Here is a 22582-nt window from a genome sequence, read left to right on the forward strand (position 1 = left end):
TGCGTATTTTAAAATTATCAAATTATCATTCTTCTTCTGAATCATCTGATTCTGTATTATTAACTAAATCTTCAAAATCAATTTCTTCATTATCATCAAAATCAAAGTCATCTAAATCTAATTCTTCTTCTGAATCGTCTTTTTCATTAGGAAAATAATTTTGTTTAAAAATTTCTTTCATTTCCTCTTCAGTAGTTTGTTCATCAAAAGGAAGATCTAGAGCAAAATTATTTAAAGCAGAATTGATTTCATCTTCAAATTCCTTATTGAATTCGTCTAAAGATTGAGCATTGTCTAATTCAGGATCATATTTATTTGGGAAATATGATTTAGAATCCCTAATATCATATTTACCTCCATCTTCGTATGCTGAATTAGTTCCTGCTGGTATTTTTCTTCCTAAAATAATATTTTCCTTTAATCCTTCTAAACGATCTTGTCTTTTAGCAATAGAAGCATTAACAAGAATTTTAGGTGTTTCTTGATACGAAGCAGAAGCTAAAAATGAATCTGATAATAAAGGTGATTTTTTAGCTCCTTTGATTTTTACTTCACCAAAAGGAGGTTTTTTACCTTCTTTTATTAATCTAGCACTTTCCTTTTGATAAGCAAAAATATCTACCAATGATCCTGCATGAAATTGTGAATCGCCTGGTTCAATAATAATAATTTTTGAAAGTAATTGTCTAATTATAATTTCAATATATTTATCACTTATAGTAATACCTTGAAGACGATATAATCTTTGAATTTCTTTTAGCAAGTAATTTTGAACAGCTCTAGTATCAGCAACTTTAAGTAATTCATTTAAAATAATTGGTCCCTCAATAATTTTTTGTCCGGGAACAACTTCTTGTCCTTCTTTAACTCTTAAACGTCTATTTGATCTAGTATCTATAAATTCAATTACTTTTTGTTTTTGTGCATCTTCAAATTCTAAATGGATACGTAAATTATTTGCATTATTAGAAGTTACGTTATTTAATCTTTCAATTTTTATAACTTTAGCGTATTTATCTGCAATTATTGCAGGTTTTCCTCAAGGAGAATCGTAAGCGTCAATTAATTCCATTAAACGACCAAAACCACCTGTAATATCCTCTACTCCAGCAACACCTCCGGTGAGGAAAGTACGCATAGTAAGTTGCGTACCAGGTTCGCCAATCGATTGTGCAGCTACAACTCCAACAGCTTCACCAATATTAACGACACGATTTAATGCCAAGTCTTTACCGTAACATTTTTTACATACTCCATTACGAGTATAACATGATAATACTGATCTAATTTCTACCGACTTAATACCAGCATTAATGATTTTTTGAGCTATTTCAGGTGTAATTAATTGGTTATCATTTACAATAACTTCTCCAGTTAGAGGATGAATTATTATCTTATTAGCAAAACGTCCCTCAATTCTTTCAGCTAAACTTTCAATAATGGTATTTGTTTTAGTATCCATTATATCTTTAACTTCAAAACCATAGTCAGTTCCACAATTTTCTTCTTTAACAACAATGCTTTGAGCAACATCAACTAAACGACGTGTCAAATACCCTGATTTAGCAGTATTAAGTGCAGTATCAGTTAACCCTTTACGAGCACCATGAGTAGATGAATAGAATTCATAAGCAGTAAGACCATCCAAAAATGATGATTTAACAGGAATTTCTACAGTTGAACGAACAACTCTTTCATTTTCTGCGTCGGCTTTTAAAATTTTTGTATTATTATTCATCAAACCACGCATTCCGGCTAATTGAACAAAGTTAGATGAATTACCTCTAGCTCCCGAAGTAAACATCATGAACAATGGGTTATGAGGTTTTTCTTTAGTTAAAGATTTAAGATCTTTTTCTATTGTATCTTTAATTTCGCTTCATTTTGCAATTGTTAGAGAATATCTTTCATCATCGGTAATTCAACCTCTATAGAAATAATCTCTAAGCTTAGCAATATATTCATCGCCTGAAGCAATTCTTCTTTTAGTTTCAGGGTGAGTTAAAACATCACTAACAGCTATTGTAGTACCAGAAATAGTTGAATAGTAGTAACCTAATTCTTTAATTGTATCTAGTATATTAGCTACTAAATTAGTATATCTAAATCAAACTTTGTCTAATAATTTAGTATATTCGTTAACCGTTCAACTACTTCTATTATGTTTTTTATATGTTTGTTTAAATCTTTCGTTAATTACTTTATATTCTTCTTTAATAATTTGTGCAAGGATTTGAGTATGAGCACCATTTAAATTTTGTCCTTTATAATCTTTTAATTCAGATAATTTTTCAGGCAATTTATTAAATTGAATTATTTCATTTATGTCATTAATAACGTTTGAAATATTTTCGATATTAACAACAGCTACGTAATCGTTGTAAATACGTCTTACAATATTTGCAATATCTTTTTTAGTTAAAGCAAGATTGATAGGCATTTTATCAATTTCTTCTTTAAAATTAGCTCCATAAGGTAATAAATATCTATCAAATTCATCAATGTTTTTAGATGTGTGAACTATTTCTTTACCATTTTCATTTACAAATTTGCCAAAGATAAATTCAAAACTATTTGGAAAAGCATTATTAAAAATGAATTTGCCGACAGTTGAAACAATATATTTTTTCTTAGGTGAATAATTTAAATAAATTTTTTTAACAGCTTCAATTGGTAATACTACTCTCGTATGTAAATGCACTTTTTTATTTTCATAAGCGATCATCATTTCGTCAAATGAAGAAAAATATGATCCTGTACCAGTAGCATTTTTATTTTCCATTGTTAGATAGTAAAGACCTAAAATAATATCTTGTCCTGGATTGATAATTGGTTCGCCATCTTTTGGTCCAAGAATATTTTTTGAAGCTAGCATTAATTCTCTAGCCTCTCTTACTGCTTCATCACTTATTGGAACATGAACAGCCATTTGATCACCATCAAAATCAGCATTAAAAGGAGTACATGTTAAAGGATGCAATTTAATTGCTTTACCTCTTATTAAAACAGGTTCAAAAGCTTGAATTGATAAACGGTGCAATGTAGGAGCACGATTTAATAAAACCGGTCTTCCTTCAATAGCTTTTTCTACATAAGGTCAAATAATTGGGTCTAAATTTTCAACAGCCTTTTTTCCCGCCTTAATAGAATTAATATTATTATTCCCTTTAATTAATTCTTTTATAATTCATGGCTCAAATAATTTAGCTGCCATTTCTCTAGGAATACCTACTTGGTGCATTTTTAATTCTGGACCAACCACAATAACTGAACGACCAGAATAATCAACACGTTTACCTAATAAATTTTGACGAAATCTTCCTTTTTTACCTGTCAAAGCGTCCGAAATGGATTTTAAAGGACGTCCATCTTTTGAAGAAACTGGAGTAGGTTTTTTTCTAGCATTATCAATTAAAGAATCAACTGCTTCTTGTATCATTCTATACTCATTTTGTTTAATAAGCATAGGAGCATCATCTTCATCTCATTTTTTAAGACGATTATTTCTAATTATTATTCTTCTATAAAGTTCATTAATATCGCTTGTAGAATGTCTACCGCCATCTAATTGAATTAAAGGTCTCAAATCAGCCGGTAAAACGGGCAAATCATAAATCAACATATCAAGAGGATTTTGACCAGAATTAATAAAAGCATTAATAACGTTTAATCTCTTATATAATTTTGATCTTTCTTGTAATTTATTAGAATTAGGATTATCTTGAATTTGAAAATTTATAGCATTAATTTCACTATTTACCTTTTCTAATTCTTCCTGCAAGTTCAAATTTTTAAGTAAGTATTCAATTGCTCTCGATCCAGTACTAATTTTAGCATCACTAAATTCTTCAATAATTTCATTATATTCGTAAAAATCAACACCATAATCTTTACCTACTTTAGAAGTAGCAAAGAGTTGTAATTCTTCTAAAGTTTCGCTAATAGTTTCAAATTTTTCTTGATAATCTGGATCATTAATGTCTAATTTACTTTTTAATTCATATAATGCTTCTTGATAAACAATAGCAGCATCTGAAATATCAATGATACTATTTTTCTTTAACGACTCTAATCCTCCAGTTTCCAAAACAATATGGCTTTTGTAATAAATTAATTTTTCTAAATCTGCTTTAGCAACAGGACGATTAGTTTTTGCGACTCTTAAACCTAATAATTTGGAAATAATCGAATGATCAATTTTAAAGAATCAAAAATGTACAACAGGATTTACCAAATGAATATGTCCCATTCTGCTACGACGAGAAATTTTAGGCAAAATAGTTGGTTTATATTTTTTACATAACTCAGATTTATTACATTCTGAATTTTCGTCGCTTTTCTTATATTTTGTTCCACAAATAGGACACTTATAATCAGTAGTTGGACCAAAAATTAATTCATCAAAAAGACCTTCTTTTTCGGGTTTATAACTTTTGTAATTAATTGTTTCTGGTTTTGTTACTTCACCATGTGATCATTCAAGGACATCTTTTTGAGTAGCTAATGACAAAGTAATTTTTTCTATAGCATTTCTACCATAAATTTTTCTTTCCATAAAATTACTCATTTAAATCTCCTTCCATGTCTAAATTATCCTCATAATATTCGTTGTAAGTTTTAATTTCATCGTCATTATCTTCATAACTTACATCGAATTTCATTTTTAAACCCTTAAGTTCATAACTTAAAACATTAAATGATTCAGGAGTGCCTGAACTAGGTAATTCTTTGCCAGTAGCTAATGCAGCATATAACTTATTACGTCCATTAATATCGTCTGATTTATAAGTTAAAATTTCTTGTAAAACGTTTGCGGCTCCATATGATTCTAAAGCTCAAGTTTCCATTTCACCAAATCTTTGTCCACCATTTTGACTTTTTCCACCTAATGGCTGTTGTGTAATTAATGAATAAGGTCCCACCGAACGAGCATGCATTTTATCATCAACCATATGATTAAGTTTAAGCATATACATAACACCGACTGAAACAGGGTTATCAAATTTTTGACCAGTAATAGGATCAATTAAAAATTGTTTACCACTTTCTGGTAATTTAGCTTCTTTAATTAATTCAAAAATATCTTCCTTTTTAATACCATCGAATGTAGGAGTGACAAATTTACATTGCAAACTTTTAGCAGCCATACCTAAATGAATTTCAAGAACTTGACCAATATTCATACGTGAAGGAACACCTTGGGGATTTAGCATAACATCTACTGGTGTACCATCTTCTAAATATGGCATGTCTTCTTCAGGTAAAATAATTGAAACAACGCCTTTGTTTCCGTGACGACCAGACATTTTATCGCCTACACGAATTTTACGTTTTACCGCTATTGAAACTTTAATAATTTTGTCAACGCCATCTTCAAATTGAGCATTACTATCGCTATCACGATTTAATACTTCTACAGCTATAACAGTTCCACCATGACCGTTTTTAACTTTTAAGGAAGTATCTTTTACATTAGATAATCTTTGTCCTAAAACTGCAGAGAGAAGTTTTTCTTCTTGCGAAGGATTTTCATCTCCTTTTGGTGAAACACGTCCAACTAAAACATCTCCTGGAATAACTTCTGAACCAACTCTCACAATACCATTTTCATCTAAATTTCTAATTGAAGCCTTAGAAACATTAGGTATATCAACAGTTAATTCATCATCTCCCATACGACTTGTTCTAAATTGAATTGTGTGTTCTTCAATATGAATAGATGTTAAAACATCGTCTTTAACTAATCTTTCATTAAGAATAATGGCATCTTCATAGTTATAACCTTTGTAGGTTGTAAAAGCTACAACTAAATTTTTACCTAGTGATAATTCACCGTTTTTAAAGCTTGAACCATCAACTAATAAATCGCCCTTGTTAACTTCTTGGCCTACTTTAACTAATGGTCTTTGGTGAACTACGGTATCTTGATTAGAACGTTGGAAATTTTTTAATGAATAAGTATCTAAAGTATTTTTATTATTTCTAACTTTAATTTTCGAACCATCAACATATTCGACTACACCTGAATGCTTGGCAGTAAAATTAGCTGATGAATACTTAGCAATAGCACTTTCTAAACCAGTAGCAACAAAAGGAGCTTCGGTTTGTAATAATGGTACAGCTTGACGTTGCATATTAGATCCCATTAAAGCACGGTTCGCATCATCATTTTCAAGAAAAGGAATACATCCAGCAGCTACAGAAACCATCTGATTAGATGCAACTTCAATGTAATCAATTATTTCAGGTTTTTCTAGCACGTAAGTATAGTTATGACGCATTGTGATTTGATCACCTATAATACGATTGTTTTTATCTACTTTTACTGTTGATTGGGCAATATAAAAATTAATTTCTTCAGTAGCTGTTAAATACTCTACCTTATCATATTGAACAATACCATTTTCAACTTTAAAATAAGGGGTTTGTAAAAAACCATACTCATTGATTTTAGCGTATGTTGCTAAATTTAAAATAAGTCCGATATTTGGCCCTTCTGGTGTTTCAATAGGGCAAATTCTTCCATAATGAGTAGCATGCACATCACGTACTTCAAATTGTGCAGTATCACGATTAAGTCCGCCAGGACCTAAAGAAGTAATTCTTCTTTCATTAGAAATTTCTGCTAATGGATTGATTTGATCCATGAATTGAGAAAGTTTTGACTGATTAAAGAATGTTTTCATTTGAGTAGAAACCAATTTATTATTTGTAACATTTTTAGGTGTTACTTTATCAGGTTCTTTAGCACCCATTCTTTCAAGAGTAGTTTTTTCCAATCTTGTTAAAACGACATTCAATTGATTTTGAATTAATTCACCTACCGCTACAATTCTCTTATTTGTCAATGAATCTGGATCATCATCATTACCAATACCATTAAGTAAGTTAAAGTAATAATTTATAGCAGCGATAATATCCGAAATAATAAGATGAGTTTCAGTTGATTTAGGATCATTACCAATAACTAAAACGGGATTTTTGCCTCTATCTCTTCATTTTCTATTTGGATAAACTAAAAGAGTGATAATTTTAGTCATTTTTTTAAGATTTTTAACGGGATTATTACCAGTAATTAACTTACCATAAACTCTTTCTGCTTTTATACCGGGTATATCTTTAGAACTTAAAAAGCCTTCATCAAAATTTTTCTGTATTAGTAAAGCTAATTTATGAGTAATATCAGTTCCTTTTTCCAAAACTATTTTTTCGCCTTTTTCGTTTTTAATTGTTAATTCTTCAGCCAAAATAGTATCAGAAATACGATCTACTAAATTAAGCTTTTTATTTAACATATAACGACCGGTTTGATTTAGACTATAGCGTTTTTTATTAAACAAAAGACCTGCTAATAAATTAGCAACTGATTCGTCAGTGACTCTATCACCTCTTCTTACAATAGAAAAAATTTCTTCTTGACAAATTCTTATTTTTTCATCTAAAGTTTCCGCTGTTTCAACTAATTTTCTATCTTTTTTAATAGTTTCAGCTAACTCGTTAGAATTACCAAAGAGTTCAATCATATTTTCATTTGATAAACCTAAAGCCATTAAAAATGTAGTTAGATTGACATTTTTATTTTTGTCAATTTTAATTTTTACAGCATCAACATTCTTAGTAGTAACTTTATGTGAAATTTCTAACCAAGAACCAATACGAGGAATAATTTCTAATTTATTGAAAAGATCATCTGATTGCTTATTACGCACGCCGCGCCCAAAATATGCACCTGGTGATCTAATTAGCTGACTTACAATAACTTTTTCACTTCCATTAATAATGAAACTTCCGCCAGAAGTCATTAAAGGAATTTCGCCTAAAAATACTGTATCAGTTTGTTCTACACCAGTTTCAGTAACTGTAACTTTAAATTTAGCATAAAGTTTAGCTGCATAATTAATGCCTTTAACTCTTGCATCTGCAACAGCATCATATTCTTTACTAGCTGGAAATTCTAAATAAGCTGAAGAATGAATATATTCAAGAGTTAATTTGCCATTAGAAGCAATAATTGGGTAATGTTCACGCAATGATTCTTCAATTCCATTTTTCTTGAATCATTCAAAAGATTCTTTGCTTATAGCAAGAAAATCTGGAATATCAAGAGTATATTTTGTTGTTGAATAATCGCGTCTTTCTGTGATGGGACCAAATTTACGCAATTTGTAAGCGGCTTTTTGTAATGTATTTACTGCCATAATTCCCCTTATCATCAAAAGTTAAATATTTCTTTAATCAGAAAACAAAAAGAGTTAATTTATAAAAAATCAACTCAAGTAATAGTAACATATCAAATTGTTTTTAATACACCTATTATGTTATTAATATTATCATAAAATTGAAAAAATATATGGTAAAATTTCTTTTTTTCACCGGAAAGTTAATATTAAAAAAATGCCTTTAAAATAGTTTAATTAGTAAAATTCTAATATGAATATATATGCTAATAAATTTTTATCTTTAATAGATTTTGAAAAAGAAAAAGAAGTCAAATATAATGAATTGGATGAAAATAAAATAAAACTAGTTGCATATAAATTAAAAGAAATTCATGAATTAGATAGTTCTTCGTTAGCTAAAAATCAAATTAGTAAATTTATTAAAAATGGCCTCAGTGAGCTTAGTAAAATTCCTAATAAAAAAATAATTTTTGAAGAAATAAATAAGGAATTCAAAAGAATTAATAATATTCTTAATAAAAGTTATAAAAATAGATTTATAGTGAATGAATTTTTTCCTAATTGTCTAGAATTTATAGATGAAAAAGTCAAAATTAATTTAGATAAAGCAACTAAAGGAGATAAACACTTTGATTTAGCTTTTTTTATAATAACTAACTATTTAGATAAAAAAGAAGAAGAACTATTTTTACAAATTTATGATACTTATTGAGAAGAATATTTGATTCAACAAAAAATTTTAGTTATCTCTTTACTTTTAATTTACTATAACCTTAACAACATAAATATTTACAATAATTATTTACTAGCAAAATTAAACGAAGAAAGAACTATTTTTAAAGAAAAAAAATTAAGTAATTCTTTTAGAAAAGATGAATGAAAAAAATAAAATCTTTGAGATTTTATTTTTCTTTTTTTATTTCATTTAGAATTTTATCAATTTTTGCTCCTGATGGTCCTACTTCGTCAAGTTCAAAGTGTACTTCAGGAATTTTTCTTCAATCTAAAATACGAGAAAGTTCTTTTCTAATAAAACCATTAGCATTATTAAGTGCTTCTAAGGCTTTAGATTTATTGGAAGCAAAAGTTACATATATTTTTACGTGTGATAGATCATTTGATAAATAAGCATCCACAACTACAGGGTCAATAACATTAACATTTGTTATGTCATAAGAAATAATTTTGGCAATGGCATTTTTTATTTGTTCTTCTCTTCTTAACGTATTAATATTTGTTTTCATAATACTCCTTGTAATTAAATGTTAACTTAAAAATACATTAAAAAGTCTATTTTTTATTTCTTTTGAGATTATGAATTATTTATTTTTCTAAAAATTATTTAAAAATAAAAGACCAAAAAGGTCTTTTATTCATACTTTTCGGGATGCTCTTTCATCATTTTAGCAATAAATTCTTTTTTTGGCATTTTACCGTATTTATCCATTAAATCGATACATTCGTTTAATTCTTTTAGAGCTCATTCAATATTTTCAAATCCTTCTACTTTAGTTAAATTAGGTTTTTTTCAATTTTTATAATTATTGAAAAAAACTGCTAAATTCATCAAAAAAGGTTCTGGTAAATCTTTTAGTTCCTTAATTTGTTCCAAACGATAATCATCAGCATGTACAGCAATTAATTTAGTATCAGTTTCGCCTGAATCTATCATTTTCATCGCACCAATAATACGTGCATTTAACACTGCTCCAGGAATAAATTCTTCTTCACTATAAAGAAGAACATCCAATTCATCACCATCTCAATCTAAAGCATTAGGAATAAAGCCATAATTAGCTGGATATTTGAAATCTTCTCTTAAAATACGATCAACATGAATTTGTTTGTCTAAACGATTATATTCATACTTAATTCTAGAATTTTTAGTAATTTCAATTTTAACTTCTACAATGTTGTCTTTCATAATTTTATTATTATAATATTTTATTTTAGTAAAAAAACTTATTTACCTATAAATAAGGCAAATAAGTCTAGTAAATTATTTTTGCGTTTGTGTGCCGCTATTAGATGCCGCTGCTGGAGAAGTTTTCGATGTTACTGCAGAAGCAGGAGTTGAACTAGATGATGAGCTGCTCGAAGATGAGCTATCTGAATGTGTATTTGAATCTCCTTGGGTAGCTGAAGAAGATTGTGTTCCTGTAGATGTTTCTTGTGATGCCCCGCTTGCGCTAGAATTTGCTGATTGTGTTCCTGAAGTTGATGTTGATGTAGCTGGTTTAAAATTATTTAAATCAAAAGAAATATGATAATCTTTTGGATCTACAGTTTTAGGATAAGTTCCTAATTTGAATCTAACTAATAACTTACTATTGTCTTTTGAAATATCAAGATCAACAAAATTACTTAAATTACCTTTATTACCTAATGGATCTGAAGGACTAATTAATTGTTTATTCTTTTCAAGTAAAGATTCATCGCTTAGTGATAAAATAGCAACTTGAGTTTTATCTTTTCAATTTACTCTATCTTTAAATTCAACAATTGCTTTTGAGAATCTATCATAAACATAAATATAAGGTTTTTTTAATTCTTCTGCTGATTTATTAGTTTTAACATGTTCAATTAAAGATTCTTTAGTTATAGTAGTTTCTGCAGGGAACTTGAATTTGCTAGTAGCATCTTCGCCTACTGTATAGTATGATTCATCATAAATAACAGAATTATATTCCGTAATAACTTTTGCATTCAAAGCATCTAATTCTTGAGATGTAAATTTTTCTTTTTCTTTAAAACTATTTACTTCATTAACTGCTGCTTCTACTTTAGTTGCTAAAGTTTTAACTTTCTCATCAGTTAATGCGCTAGTTTTTAGAGTAGAAAGTTTTTGGCCATTGGTTTCTAAAGTAGTAAGTTTTTTATCTATTTCGCTAACAGAAGTATTTGCACTAGCAATTTCAGCACTTAAAGTATCTGTCTTAGTTTTTAATACTTCAATAGAAGGTTCAGCTTTAGCTAATTCTGCTTCTAATTCGTTTACTAGAGCTGAAACTTTATCTTTAGAATCAGTTAGAGTATATTTTTCTAATTTAGCTTCCAAAGCTTTAGCTGATGTAACTACAGTAGTTGTACTATTTTTTTGTTCTTGTAAAGCTTGATTAGTTTGTGTTTCTTCGCTTGGTTGAGGATTTTGACTATCATTTGAAGTAGTAGGATTGTTATTCTCGCTACTTGGATTCTCAACTTTGGCCGTATTATTTTCTGCGCCTGTATTGTCTCCACTAGTTGTATTGTTTTTGCCAGTTGTATTAGTTTCATTACATGAAGCAACTAATGCAAGAGGCATAATTGTTGTTATTGTTCCTAATGAACTTAATAAAGGTAGTAATAATTTCTTTTTCATTATTTATCTCTCCTCATTTTACTTCTCAAATTACTTATCAAATTTTACAAAATTAGTAATAAAAGCCAAATTAGTGTCTTTTTAGTGACTTAAAACAAAAATATAAGCCTTATTATTTTCAAAAAATTAAAAAAAATAAAAAATGGCGATCACGAGAGGATTCGAACCTCTGACAACAAGCTTAGAAGGCTTGTGCTCTATCCAGCTGAGCTACGCGACCACTATTTTTACATATTCATTTTATCATTTTTTTGTTAATAGTAAAAAAATAAATAAAAAACATGCCTTAAGCACGTTCTTATTTTTCTTATTTAATTCCGCTTACTGAACCAATGTAAGCAAATTTTTCAGGGTTTAAATCAATGAATTCGCCATTTAAAATTCTTATTACTGAATCAACTGTTTCTTCAATTGGCACGAAAACGCCTGGTTTATGAGTAAAGTGTTCAGTCATAAAGAAATTTTGTGAGAAAAAGTTTTGTAATTGTAAAGCTTTTTTAACAATTATTTTAGATTCATCATCTAGTTCATCAAAACCTAAAATTAACATAACATCTTCAATTTCTTTATATTTTTGAAGAATATATTTGCTTTCTAAAATAGCGTTGTAATGTTTTTGACCAATAATTTCAGGATTAATATTATTTGATGAAGAAACTAAAGGATCAATAGCAGGGAAAATATTTTTTGCAGTAATTTCTCTAGATAAAACCAATGATGAATTAAGGTGATTAAATACAGCTACAGCAGAAGGATCACTCAAATCATCCATTGGTAAAAAAACAGTTTGGAAAGAGGTGATTGAACCATTTTCATTACTATAAAGTCTTTGTTCTGCTTGTGAAATTTCAGTATTTAAAGTAGCTTGATAACCACCAATAGAAGGTTTTTTATCTAATGAAGCTGCTACTTCATTACCTGCTTGAAGAAAACGGAAAATATTATCAATAAACAAAAGAACATTTTCTTTTTGTGTATCTCTTAAATATTCTGCGGCAGTAATACCTACTGGAACTATAGACATTCTACTACCAGGATTTTCGTTCATACGTGAAATATACATTGTAGAATTTTTCATCAAATTTGAATCAGTTAAATCATTATAAAGTTCAATTGCTTCTCTCGATCTTTCTCCCGCTCCTATAAAAATAGCAGATGTATTAGCATTTTGTTTAGAAAGATTGAAAATAATTTCTTTCATTAAAACAGTTTTTCCAACTCCTGCTCCACCAAAAATACCTATTTTATCACCATCTAAAAGTGGCATAAAGAAGTCAATAGCTTTAATACCTGTAGTAATTAAATTGTTTGTTCTACGGTAATTTTTATTAACTTTAATAGTCGAATCCATCTCCACTTTGTGATTAACTTGGTTATGTGGAGAACTTAAATTTTGTCCTAAAATATCATAAATATTACCTTTTGCTTGTTGACCAACTGGAACTTGAAAACTATGATTTAACGCAGTAATTTCTTCATTAATAGCTAAATTATCTTTTGAATCAACAATAACAGCTAATAGAATCGTATCGCTAACAATTTTTTTAACTAAAAGAAATGAATCATCCTTTGTTTTTAATAAGGAATTGACAGCTGGTAATGTTTCATTTTCAAAAGTAATTTCAATAACATCACTTCAAATTTTAGTAATTTTTGCGCTCATTATTTAGCTCCTTTTAATTCTGCGTAAATATTTTGCATCAATTTAGCGTCAATATTAGCAAAGGTTTTTTTAGCTTTAATGTTTCATTTTAGTTTAAATAGTTCTGAATATTTAGCAAAAAGAAAAGTGAAATATTCTCTCAATAAAGTTGGATTTTTGGCATCACTATTAACTAAATTATTAACAGCATCTTGACAAGCTTTATTATTTTCTTGATATTTGATTAAAAAGTTAATAGCATGACCAATTTCGTTTTCTAACAAATTATTTAAAATGTTTAGTTCAATAATATATGCGATTAAGAACATATGTTGTTCGTTGTATGAAGTAATGCCTTTTTGGTTAAACATTTTTTCAATTTGCATACCATTAGTAATTAAAGAATTAATGTCATCATTAAGATCATATTTTACCGCCACTAACTTAGCTTGTTTTTTATAAGCGTAGTAGATTTTACCGATAATTTTAGCTGTTTGATTAATTAATTTGCTTTGTACGCTTCCGCCAATACGACTTACCGATAAATTAACGTTAATAGCAGGATATTTATTTAAAGCAAAAAGTTCTGAATTAGTAACAATTTGCCCATCAGTAATAGAAATAACATTAGAAGCTATTAATGAGGTAATATCGTTATCTACTGTTTGAACAATAGGTAAGGCAGTAATTGATTTTCTATTAGTGAATTTACCACTTCTTTCAAGCAATCTAGCATGAGCGTAGAACATATCACCAGGAAAAGCTTCTTTACCAACTGGTTTATTAATTAATAAGGCTATTTCACGGTAAATATTAGCATGTTTAGTTAAATCATCAAAGACAATTAAAACATCGTCATTGTAAGAAATATTTTCAGCATGTGCCATACCAACATAAGGAGCTAAATATTGTTCATAAGGTTTATCACTACTTGCATTAATAATAATTGTGTAATCTAAAGCATTATTTTCTTCTAAAAGTGTATAAGTATTAGCTAAATCATTTTGATTTTGACCAATCGCTACATAAATACATTTAACATTTTTATTCTTTTGGTTAATAATAGTGTTTAAAGCGATAAAACTTTTACCTGTTTTTCTATCACCTATAATTAATTCTCTTTGGCCTTTACCAACTGGAATTAAAAGATCAATTACCGAATAACCTGTGTTTAATTGTTCTTCTAAAGGTTGATAGGTCATTAAATTATTGTTAACATTAAAAATTTCAGCTTGGCTAGGTAAAATTGCACTTTGGTATGAAAGACCATTTTTTGAATAAAGTATATTCCCATAAACGTCGATAATTTTGCCAAAATAATTAACATCAGTTGCAACTTTAGTACTTACACTAGCTTTAACTACTTCTAATCCAATTTGATAATTTTCTGATTTTTCTTTAACCAAACAAAAAGCTTTATTTTCACTCGCTGAAATAACCATTAAAAGTGAATTAGTATCATTTTTGAGATGGTAAATTTCATTTTGAACAAAATTATGTTTACCACTAATTTCTACAACATAGTCATAAATAGCTGAAATGTGTAATTTATTATTCATGTTTTCTCCTTATTAGTTTTTCTTCTTCTTCATAATAGACAATGCACCTAAAGCAATTGATGCGACAAGAATAACTCCTAGGATGGATCCCATTGCTATTAAGATTGCGTTGTTTGTGGTTTCAACATCGCTTTGTGCACTTAAAATTAAGCTTTGGTAAGCTTCTCTAAATGGTTTAGCTTCCGCTTCCGTATTTTTATCAATTTCTTTATCTTGAGTTAGAATAGCTAAATTTAAAAATTGTTTTTGTACTTTGGCTAATTGATTAGTATATTCGCTAAAGTGAGTAAAGTTAAAATTATCACTTTGATCGATTTTATCTAAACCTAAAATAAGGTATAAAAGTTGATTAACTGCATCATTAACTTTGTCAATATTAAATCCGAAAGATTTGAAATTTTTATCAACTATTTCTTTATTATCCGAAGTAACTTTTTTAGTAAAAGCACTATAAAGATTTTTATATGTAGCACTTAAATATTTGAAATAAGTATATCTAGAAATAGTTTGATTATGAATAGAGAGAGTAAAAGTGTCTTTAATCATGTCAGATAAAACTTTGTTTTCGACAGTTACAAGAGGATTATTACTATTATTGTTTGAAACACCAACAGTTTGGTTTTTCAACATGTTAATAAAATGTTTAGTAATAGTGACAAAATCGTTTGAATTAATAGTTTGTATAGCTGTAAAAATTTGGTTAAAGACAGCTTGAGATAACTTAGGATTTCCTAATTTATTCAAATTAAGATTGCTATCTAATCCTAGTGCATTGTAATATAGACTCATTGCATGTGCAATTGCTTCATTTACAATACGAATAGACATAACATAATTTCAATCTTTGTATCTTATAACCTCTTTTTCGTATGTTGCTGAATCGTTATTCAATTTATTAACAATGTGTACTGTTGCAATTAATTTGCCGTTTTCTTCTTTCAAACTAACTACTTTATAATCAATAACGGTTAATATAGGGTTAGAGAAGAAAACAATAGACTTATTAAATGTTTCTTGATTGCTATTGAATAAATTAATTATTCCCTGATTGTTATATGTCAAATAATCTGCACTAATAATTGGACTTAATCTTGGTATATTTTCTGATCTTACGTTTAATTGAATACCAGGATCTTCTTCAGTTGGTTCAACTTCAGTAACTGGAGGAATAACTACTGGATCTTTTTGGTTAGCATTAAACTCTTGGTTTTGTTTAAGGTCAAATTTTAATGATCTTTTACTTATTTTTTCGGCAATATAATCATTTCAAGAATTATAACCTTGAGGAAGAACTAACTCTAAATCACCATTATCCTTGACATTAAAAACTTTTTCATCCTTGTTATATTTAGGAAAATCATCTTTGTTAAGAAAAATATCTTGTCATTCACTGCTCAAACTATCTAAGTAGGAATTAGTAGTGTTAAGAATTGTTTTTTCGTCATAAGTATTTTTAACAGTTCCTGTTTCATTGTCAACTTGCACATTTCCTGATACGTCAGTATCTGGAACTTTACTATAGTTATAGGGTGATTCATCACGCACAATAACAGGAGTATAATTTTCTTCATCATAAGTAATATTAGCGTTTTTATATTCAGTATTGCTTAAAATGTAAGGAAATATTACGTTTAACTTATTAGCAGGATCAGCAACAATTTGATCCTTATTGTTTTTTAAATAGTTAATAACATTTTTTTCATAAGCTAAACGACTTAAATTTTCAACGCTAGGTTCAGTTTGGTTAATTCTTTCAATTTCTTTAGACTCTTGCGTAATTTTTTCAATTATTGAATCGATAATTTGTGGCAATCTACCCTCAACATTAGTTTTTTGTAACTCTTTAACTTTATTAAAATCAGTTGGAGGTTGTGTATTATTCTCGCCTTGAGAATTATTAGTTTCGCTATTATTTGTATTTGTATTATTGTTTGTGTTGTTGTTAGTTCCACTACTGTCTGTGGTACCACTATTAGTTGCTATATTATTGTTATCGTTAGTTGTATTAGTTATATTATTATTTGTATTTTCACCACTATTTGTAGGATTATTAGCACTATTTTCTTCGTTAGCTGAAACTGCAGTAACTAAAGGAACGGCTAATGAACTAATAGCTCCTAACTTAAGAATAAATTTTAATTTCATACTTCCTCATTTTCAAATAGTGAAAAGTATACTTGAGCTTTAAGTTTAAAAATTTCTCACTTTAGCTCTTCTTTTTTAGCAACTAACTTGTTATTAAATAAACTATTAAAGGAAACTTTGAACAATTCTTTATTCATTTCCTTATATTTTTTATCAAGAACTTTAACACCTTTTTTATTTTTATCATCCTGAACATAGGTGTGAACTTTTTCTCTATAAAAAAGGTTAATTTCATTTTTGTTACTTTGAATAAATAATGAATCAAAAATTAAAAAGTATTGCTTATTGCCTTTTTCAAAATTACATAAAACGTTTTTATAACTACAAATACCAAAATTATCAATTTTTGTTCAACTATCGCTTAAATTAAGGTTAATTTTAAAATTATTGATACTTAATGTGTGACGATCATTTTTAGCTGACAAGGTTACTAACTTAATCATTTTTTAACCTTTCCTGACTATGCAATAAATCCTTTTTCTTAGATAAAATTGACATTTCTTCAATTTCTCTTTCTCTTTTTGCTTTAAGAATCATTCTAAATTGGAAACGCAATTTTTCATCTAAATCATTAAGTGTACTATTTTGAGCTACTAATTTATATTTTTCATAAATTAAAGCTGATTCAGTTAAAAGTGATCAAGTAGCAAATGTTAAATAATTTTCTAATTCAGAGTCGATAAAAGCATTCAAATCTTGGTAAATTTTATGTGAAGTTAAAGATGATTTAAAAATTACACTTTCCTTATGATGTTCAAGAGTAAAATTATTTTTTCTAATTGGTAATAGTTGTATGTATTTTTGCTTAATTTTATTGGAATTAATCACAAAGTTTAAATTTTCGTATTCGTCTGTTTTAAAAGTGCTTATAACTAATTTTGGTAATAAATTACTTAAATAAGCTATGTCGTTTTTTTCAAATTTTGTAAGTATTTCTATGTTATTTTTTTGGGCAAAACCAATTGCTCTTTTCCCGACAGCAATTAGTTTGTCGTTTTCTTTATCAATTGAACTTAAGAGATTTCTTTCATGTTTTTGATATGAGTTCGTGCTATATTTTTCTTCTTCAGTTACATATATTCATAACGTTTTTAAATTACGAATCGAAATTAAACTGCCACTTTTATCTAATGATGATTCATCGATTGCAAATTTTTTATTAATTTCTTCAATAATGAATTTTGAATAATTTGCTCTATCTAAATAAAAGCCTATTTCTTTTGATAGTTTTAGTAGATTAATTAAAGTAATATTTTTGTTGGATTCGACTATTTTATGAATCTTTAATAAAGAATTATATCTAGATTCAGCAGTTTTTTTATTCATCAAATAAACCTTGACCAAAAAGAATTTTGTAAGTATTTAAATTTTTAACCAAAATAATTCCATCCAAAATTTCTACTATAAAATTAGCATCTAAAAGTTTATACAAGTAGCTATTAAAGGCTTTAAAATCTTCATTTGTTGTACTTTTAAAATCAATGTCTAAAACTTTTGATGAAGGAGTTTCATTTAAGGCAGGAACAAAGGTGGTATTACTAAAACGATTGTCTCTTGTAAAAGTAAGGGTAAATCTATCTAAAACTAAATTTCTTTTGCTTTTAATTCAACTAGTTAATTGATTTTTAATAACATCAACGTTTTCTAAGTTGTATTCTAATGCTAAAGTATTAAGAAAGGCATTATTATCTACAAAATTAGTACTACGAGTTAATTTAACGTAATCACTATATAATTTCGTTTGAAACGCTTCAACGCCTTCTAAATATTTAAGAATTTTTTTGTTTTTATGGTTATTTTTAAGGCGATCATCCATTTTTTTAAACATTTTCTATCCTTTCTTTTTTGCGACTACTTTTTTCTTTAAATCAACTAACATTATGAATTTAACGATTAATTCGTATGCTTGAGGAATAATAATTATTAGCGAGAAACTTAAAAGTGCGACAATTGCGAAAATTATTGAAAGGTCAATTTTGTCACTTCAAGTTAAAATTGAATAATTATTATTTATTATTGAAATATAAATGAGGATGTTAAATAAAAGAGATAAAACAATAAATAATAAAGTTAGACTAAGAAAGACATTTTTAATGAAATTGTCTTTAGGTCTTTTGAAAACAATTAGAGTAATGTAGTTAATGACAAATAACAAACTAGAAGTAATGTTAATGATTAATCTTGTGTCATTATTCAAAAGAATGTTGCCAACTAAAACTAAAAATAGTGAAACTAATTCGCCTATTCAGAAAGTAAATTGATATTTCACATACTTACCTAAGCCTTTGATTAAATAAAGAACAAAGACAATTAGATTAACAAGCGCAATAAGCGAAATAACAATGATAAAATCGATTAATTTTTTATTAATTGATTCAGATAGGAAATAATTAGTTGATCTATAAATAATTAAGTCGTAAATAGCAAAAACTGCTACAGCAACACATAAAACGCAAAGCATTTTAATAAAAGCATAAATGGTTTTTTTTCTTAGAATAATATTTTTAATTTTATTTCTATTGACATAAATTCTTAGGCCAATTAATAAAACAGCAATAAATATGATTCCAAAAATTAACCAATTGAAATAAGCGTGATTGTTAATGAAAATCGTATTCATTTCATTTAACGCTTGGTTATTAATGAAAATAGTTAGTATCGAACGATTATTCATAAGAGCACTTAAAACATAAAATGAAAGTCCTACAAGAAGTGCTTTAACAACAATATAAACGATTTCTAAACTTAGATCAAGAATCTTCAAGTGAAATAATTTGTTTTTGTAGTGTTGATTAAAAATTTCGTAACTTATATCGATAACTAAAAGCGGAATAACAATAAAACTATTGTTTAATAAAGTTTTAGCAGGCGTATTATTATCTATATTGAAACTAAAACTAAAGAGAATTAAAGCAGCAAGTGCAAAAAGTAAATATAGTACATACCAAGTAATATAGTGAGAGAATCTAAGATTATTACGGTTTATTAAAAAGTAACTTTTCATAGTAGCTATGATAATTAATAAACCAAAGAGAGTGATATTGAAAAATATGTACAAATTAAGACTTTTTAAACTTAACAAACTTGTATCGAATAAAGTTTCATAACTTATCAATTTATTTTCAGTAAGTACTTTTATAAAGTGTTCAATAACAAAGCCAAAGGCTAAAGAAGCAAGAAAAAGAAATAATAAGGAAACAAATTTTAAAATATTTTCTTTAGAGAAATTAAACTGCAGGATTTTTTTCTTAGTTGGCGCTAAAGTCTGCATCACCACCTCCTGAACTAGTGCTTGAGCTAACTGTGCCAACTTCTGCATGTTTATTAAATGTAGTAAAGGCTTGTGAGCTATTTAAAACATTAGCCATTTGTTCATTATCAACAATAACTTTTGTAAAGACATTTTTACCAGCCTCAGTTAATGCATAAAGTTCTGGTCCTCAATTATCACCTAAGTCACCTGGCTGACCTTTAATATAAAGAGTATCCACTTCGACAGGCGAAACGAAGTTTAACTTAGGTCTTTCTGGTCCTTTGATCAATAAAGCAGATCATTGTTGTTTATTTAATTTTTTAGCATCAACTGTGAAGACATTACTATTGTTTCATAAAGTTAAATTTTTGAAAACACGACCATAGAAATTCATTCCTTCAAGTGATCTTATTTCTGGATGTTCTGAAAAATCAAGTCATGTAGGTCAAGAACCATCACCAAAAGCACCTTGGAAAATTCTTTCGTCGCTTCTATCTTTAAAGGCTATTTTTAATCCTTCATTAATTTGACTAAATGTATCTTGTTTATTGAATTTAAGTTTGTTAAAGACAATTGAACCAGCTACATCTTTGTTACCATTGTAGAAATCATCATATTGGTAGTTATAGTCAAAAGTAATGTATTTTACACCTCTTAAAGCATAAGGGTCAATTGCTCAATCTTCGTCAATAGTATTACCAATTGAATAAATATCAACTTGTTGAATTGTTTTGTTTCTTAAACCAATCAATGAAGAAGTATCATGGGTTTGGAAGAATAAAGTAAGGTTTTGAATTGAAGAAGGTAATTGTTCAAGAATTTTACTAAAGTCTTGTTTTTTATCAATAAGACCCATATTTTGGATAATAATTCCATCAATTTTCTTATTTTGTTTTTCAGCATCTTGTAAGAATTTAAGGAATTTATTATATCCACTTGTGTTAGTTGCATCAAGAACAGCAATATTTCTTTCTTTACCATTTTTCTTAGAATAATCGCTATTAGGAGTATAGTGCAAAACAGAAATACCATCAGATTTGCTTATTCCTAGGCTAGTAAATTCGTTAGTAACATCTTTTTTACTATATCCAACGTAGTTATTGTTCTTTATATCATTTGGCATACGTTTATATTGACTATCATAACCAAAGAATCTCTTTTTGTTTAATTCAATGTTATGTCTTTTTACGACGTTTTTACTATCATCAATGAAGGTTCATGAAAAGGCATCAAAACCTCATTCAGGACTAAGAATCATTCCTTTATCAAGCATTTCTGGCAAGTCTCTTTTAACTTGTTCTCAGAATGTTTTAAGAGCTAAAGGATAGTTTGTATCAAGATTGAAATTACTTACAAATCCTATTTCTTTACGTTTTTCTTCGGCGCTCTTACCGTTATTTTCAGCGAATTTACCTAAATAACGGAAATCTTTATCTTTTTCGTTAGTTCTATTAGGATTTAATTTGATCAAGTAATTAAGTGTATCATTTAATTTTTTATAGTCATCTTCTGTTCAATGAGCTTTTTGATTAATGAACAATTCTGCAGCTGCATCTACTTTTTTAGTAATTTGAGCCCTAGTAGCAGCATCAATTTTGCCTGGAACGGGGTCAGGTTTAAGATGACTAAAATCTAAATCAGGAATAGAATTGATATTAACTGTTCCTTCAGTTCCTGGAGTAGTAGAGATTTTATCAGTAACTACTGGTTTAGGTTTTGTTTCCGGTTTAGGTGTTGGTTTTGGCTCAGGTTTAGGTTCTTCTTTAGGTTTGGGAGGATTAACAACTTCAGGAGGATTAATAATATCTACTTTAGGTTCTTCTACTTTAGGAGGAGTATTATCAACATCACCATAAACTGGGTCAACTAATTCAACTGATTCACCTTCTGAATCAGTATTTGAACTAGTATTATTATTTTCTTCTTCAGTTGAAGTAGGAGCATTTTCTTCTGGTTCAGGTACAGGTTCAGGAGTAGGATTTTCTGGTTCTGGTTGTTTTTCTTCAGGTTTTGGTTCTGGTTCTGGCTCTGGCGCAGGAGCGGGAGTTGTTTCTTCTGGTTTAGTTTCTTCTTTTGGAGGAGTAGGTTGTTCTGGTTCTGGATCTGGTTTAGGTTCTTCGTGTTTTTCTTCAGGTTCAGGTTCTTTTGAAGTAGGAGAAGGAGTAGGTTCAACTTTTGGTTCTTCTTTAGGTTTAACTTCAACTATTTTTTTCAAATTATTATCTTTGTTTGATGCATAATCATCTCTAAATTCATAATTACCGACTTTAATAGTACTATCAGAACCTCTCGAGGCAGTAATAATACCTATATCTTTCGCCCTAATTGATGAATTATCGATTATAACTTTTGCAGTAATACCGCTCGCTACTGCAACAGTACTTACAGCCCCTAAATAAAGAACTAATTTAATCTTTTTAGCTTTTATCATTAGGCCTCCTT

The 22582-nt window shown here is 28.1% G+C and carries 14 protein-coding genes and 1 tRNA gene; 1 reads left to right on the forward strand and 14 read right to left on the reverse strand.

The annotated features are described in order from the left end of the window. Nucleotides 1-22: 22 nt before the first annotated feature. On the reverse strand, nt 23-4567 hold the full coding sequence (rpoC, locus tag EXC33_RS01965) for a DNA-directed RNA polymerase subunit beta' (RefSeq protein WP_082065487.1): 4545 nt from the start codon (nt 4565-4567) through the stop codon (nt 23-25). Beyond that, nucleotides 4560-8198, reverse strand: coding sequence for a DNA-directed RNA polymerase subunit beta (gene rpoB / locus EXC33_RS01970; RefSeq protein WP_046096831.1), 3639 nt, complete (start codon nt 8196-8198; stop codon nt 4560-4562). Before rpoB ends, rpoC begins: the two co-directional genes overlap by 8 nt. Nucleotides 8199-8430: 232 nt before the next feature. On the opposite strand from rpoB, the gene EXC33_RS01975 reads away from it, so the two are divergent. Further along, the gene (locus tag EXC33_RS01975) at nt 8431-9069 is read left to right on the forward strand and encodes a hypothetical protein (RefSeq protein ID WP_046096830.1); all 639 of its coding nucleotides are present in this window, start codon (nt 8431-8433) and stop codon (nt 9067-9069) included. Between the two features lie 13 nt (nt 9070-9082). On the opposite strand, the gene rbfA is transcribed toward EXC33_RS01975, so the two are convergent. The 12 genes from rbfA to EXC33_RS02035 all read right to left on the reverse strand — a co-directional run bounded on the left by rbfA (nt 9083) and on the right by EXC33_RS02035 (nt 22571). Beyond that, complete coding sequence (gene rbfA, locus EXC33_RS01980; RefSeq protein WP_046096829.1) at nt 9083-9424, reverse strand: 30S ribosome-binding factor RbfA; 342 nt, start codon at nt 9422-9424, stop codon at nt 9083-9085. Between the two features lie 125 nt (nt 9425-9549). Next, entirely contained in the window at nt 9550-10104 is a 555-nt protein-coding gene (locus EXC33_RS01985) for an inorganic diphosphatase (RefSeq protein ID WP_046096828.1), read from the reverse strand. Between the two features lie 75 nt (nt 10105-10179). Beyond that, complete coding sequence (locus EXC33_RS01990) at nt 10180-11541, reverse strand: hypothetical protein (RefSeq protein ID WP_046096827.1); 1362 nt, start codon at nt 11539-11541, stop codon at nt 10180-10182. 143 nt (nt 11542-11684) lie between these two features. Beyond that, a tRNA-Arg gene (locus EXC33_RS01995) sits at nt 11685-11761 on the reverse strand. 87 nt (nt 11762-11848) lie between these two features. Then, a complete protein-coding gene (locus EXC33_RS02000) occupies nt 11849-13204 on the reverse strand; it encodes an MSC_0618 family F1-like ATPase beta subunit (protein ID WP_046096826.1) in 1356 nt (451 codons plus the stop codon). Further along, on the reverse strand, nt 13204-14742 hold the full coding sequence (locus EXC33_RS02005; protein ID WP_046096825.1) for an MSC_0619 family F1-like ATPase alpha subunit: 1539 nt from the start codon (nt 14740-14742) through the stop codon (nt 13204-13206). The genes EXC33_RS02000 and EXC33_RS02005 overlap by 1 nt, the downstream gene beginning before the upstream one ends. A gap of 12 nt (nt 14743-14754) precedes the next feature. After that, entirely contained in the window at nt 14755-16887 is a 2133-nt protein-coding gene (locus tag EXC33_RS02010) for an MSC_0620 family F1-like ATPase-associated subunit (RefSeq protein WP_052716989.1), read from the reverse strand. After that, nucleotides 16878-17330 carry an MSC_0621 family F1-like ATPase epsilon subunit gene (locus tag EXC33_RS02015; RefSeq protein WP_046096824.1) on the reverse strand — a complete coding sequence of 151 codons (453 nt, stop codon included), beginning with the start codon at nt 17328-17330 and terminating at the stop codon, nt 16878-16880. Before EXC33_RS02015 ends, EXC33_RS02010 begins: the two co-directional genes overlap by 10 nt. Then, entirely contained in the window at nt 17323-18213 is an 891-nt protein-coding gene (locus tag EXC33_RS02020) for an MSC_0622 family F1-like ATPase gamma subunit (protein WP_046096823.1), read from the reverse strand. The genes EXC33_RS02015 and EXC33_RS02020 overlap by 8 nt, the downstream gene beginning before the upstream one ends. After that, nucleotides 18206-18715, reverse strand: a complete 510-nt coding sequence (locus EXC33_RS02025) for an MSC_0623 family F1-like ATPase-associated protein (RefSeq protein ID WP_046096822.1) — start codon at nt 18713-18715, stop codon at nt 18206-18208. Before EXC33_RS02025 ends, EXC33_RS02020 begins: the two co-directional genes overlap by 8 nt. Nucleotides 18716-18718: 3 nt before the next feature. Further along, nucleotides 18719-20158, reverse strand: coding sequence for an MSC_0624 family F1-like ATPase-associated membrane protein (locus EXC33_RS02830; RefSeq protein ID WP_052716987.1), 1440 nt, complete (start codon nt 20156-20158; stop codon nt 18719-18721). Then, on the reverse strand, nt 20136-22571 hold the full coding sequence (locus EXC33_RS02035) for a putative immunoglobulin-blocking virulence protein (RefSeq protein WP_046096821.1): 2436 nt from the start codon (nt 22569-22571) through the stop codon (nt 20136-20138). Before EXC33_RS02035 ends, EXC33_RS02830 begins: the two co-directional genes overlap by 23 nt. Nucleotides 22572-22582: the final 11 nt, after the last annotated feature.

This window comes from Mycoplasmopsis meleagridis (assembly GCF_900660695.1).
GTDB classification, from domain to species: domain Bacteria; phylum Bacillota_I; class Bacilli_A; order Mycoplasmatales; family Metamycoplasmataceae; genus Mycoplasmopsis; species Mycoplasmopsis meleagridis.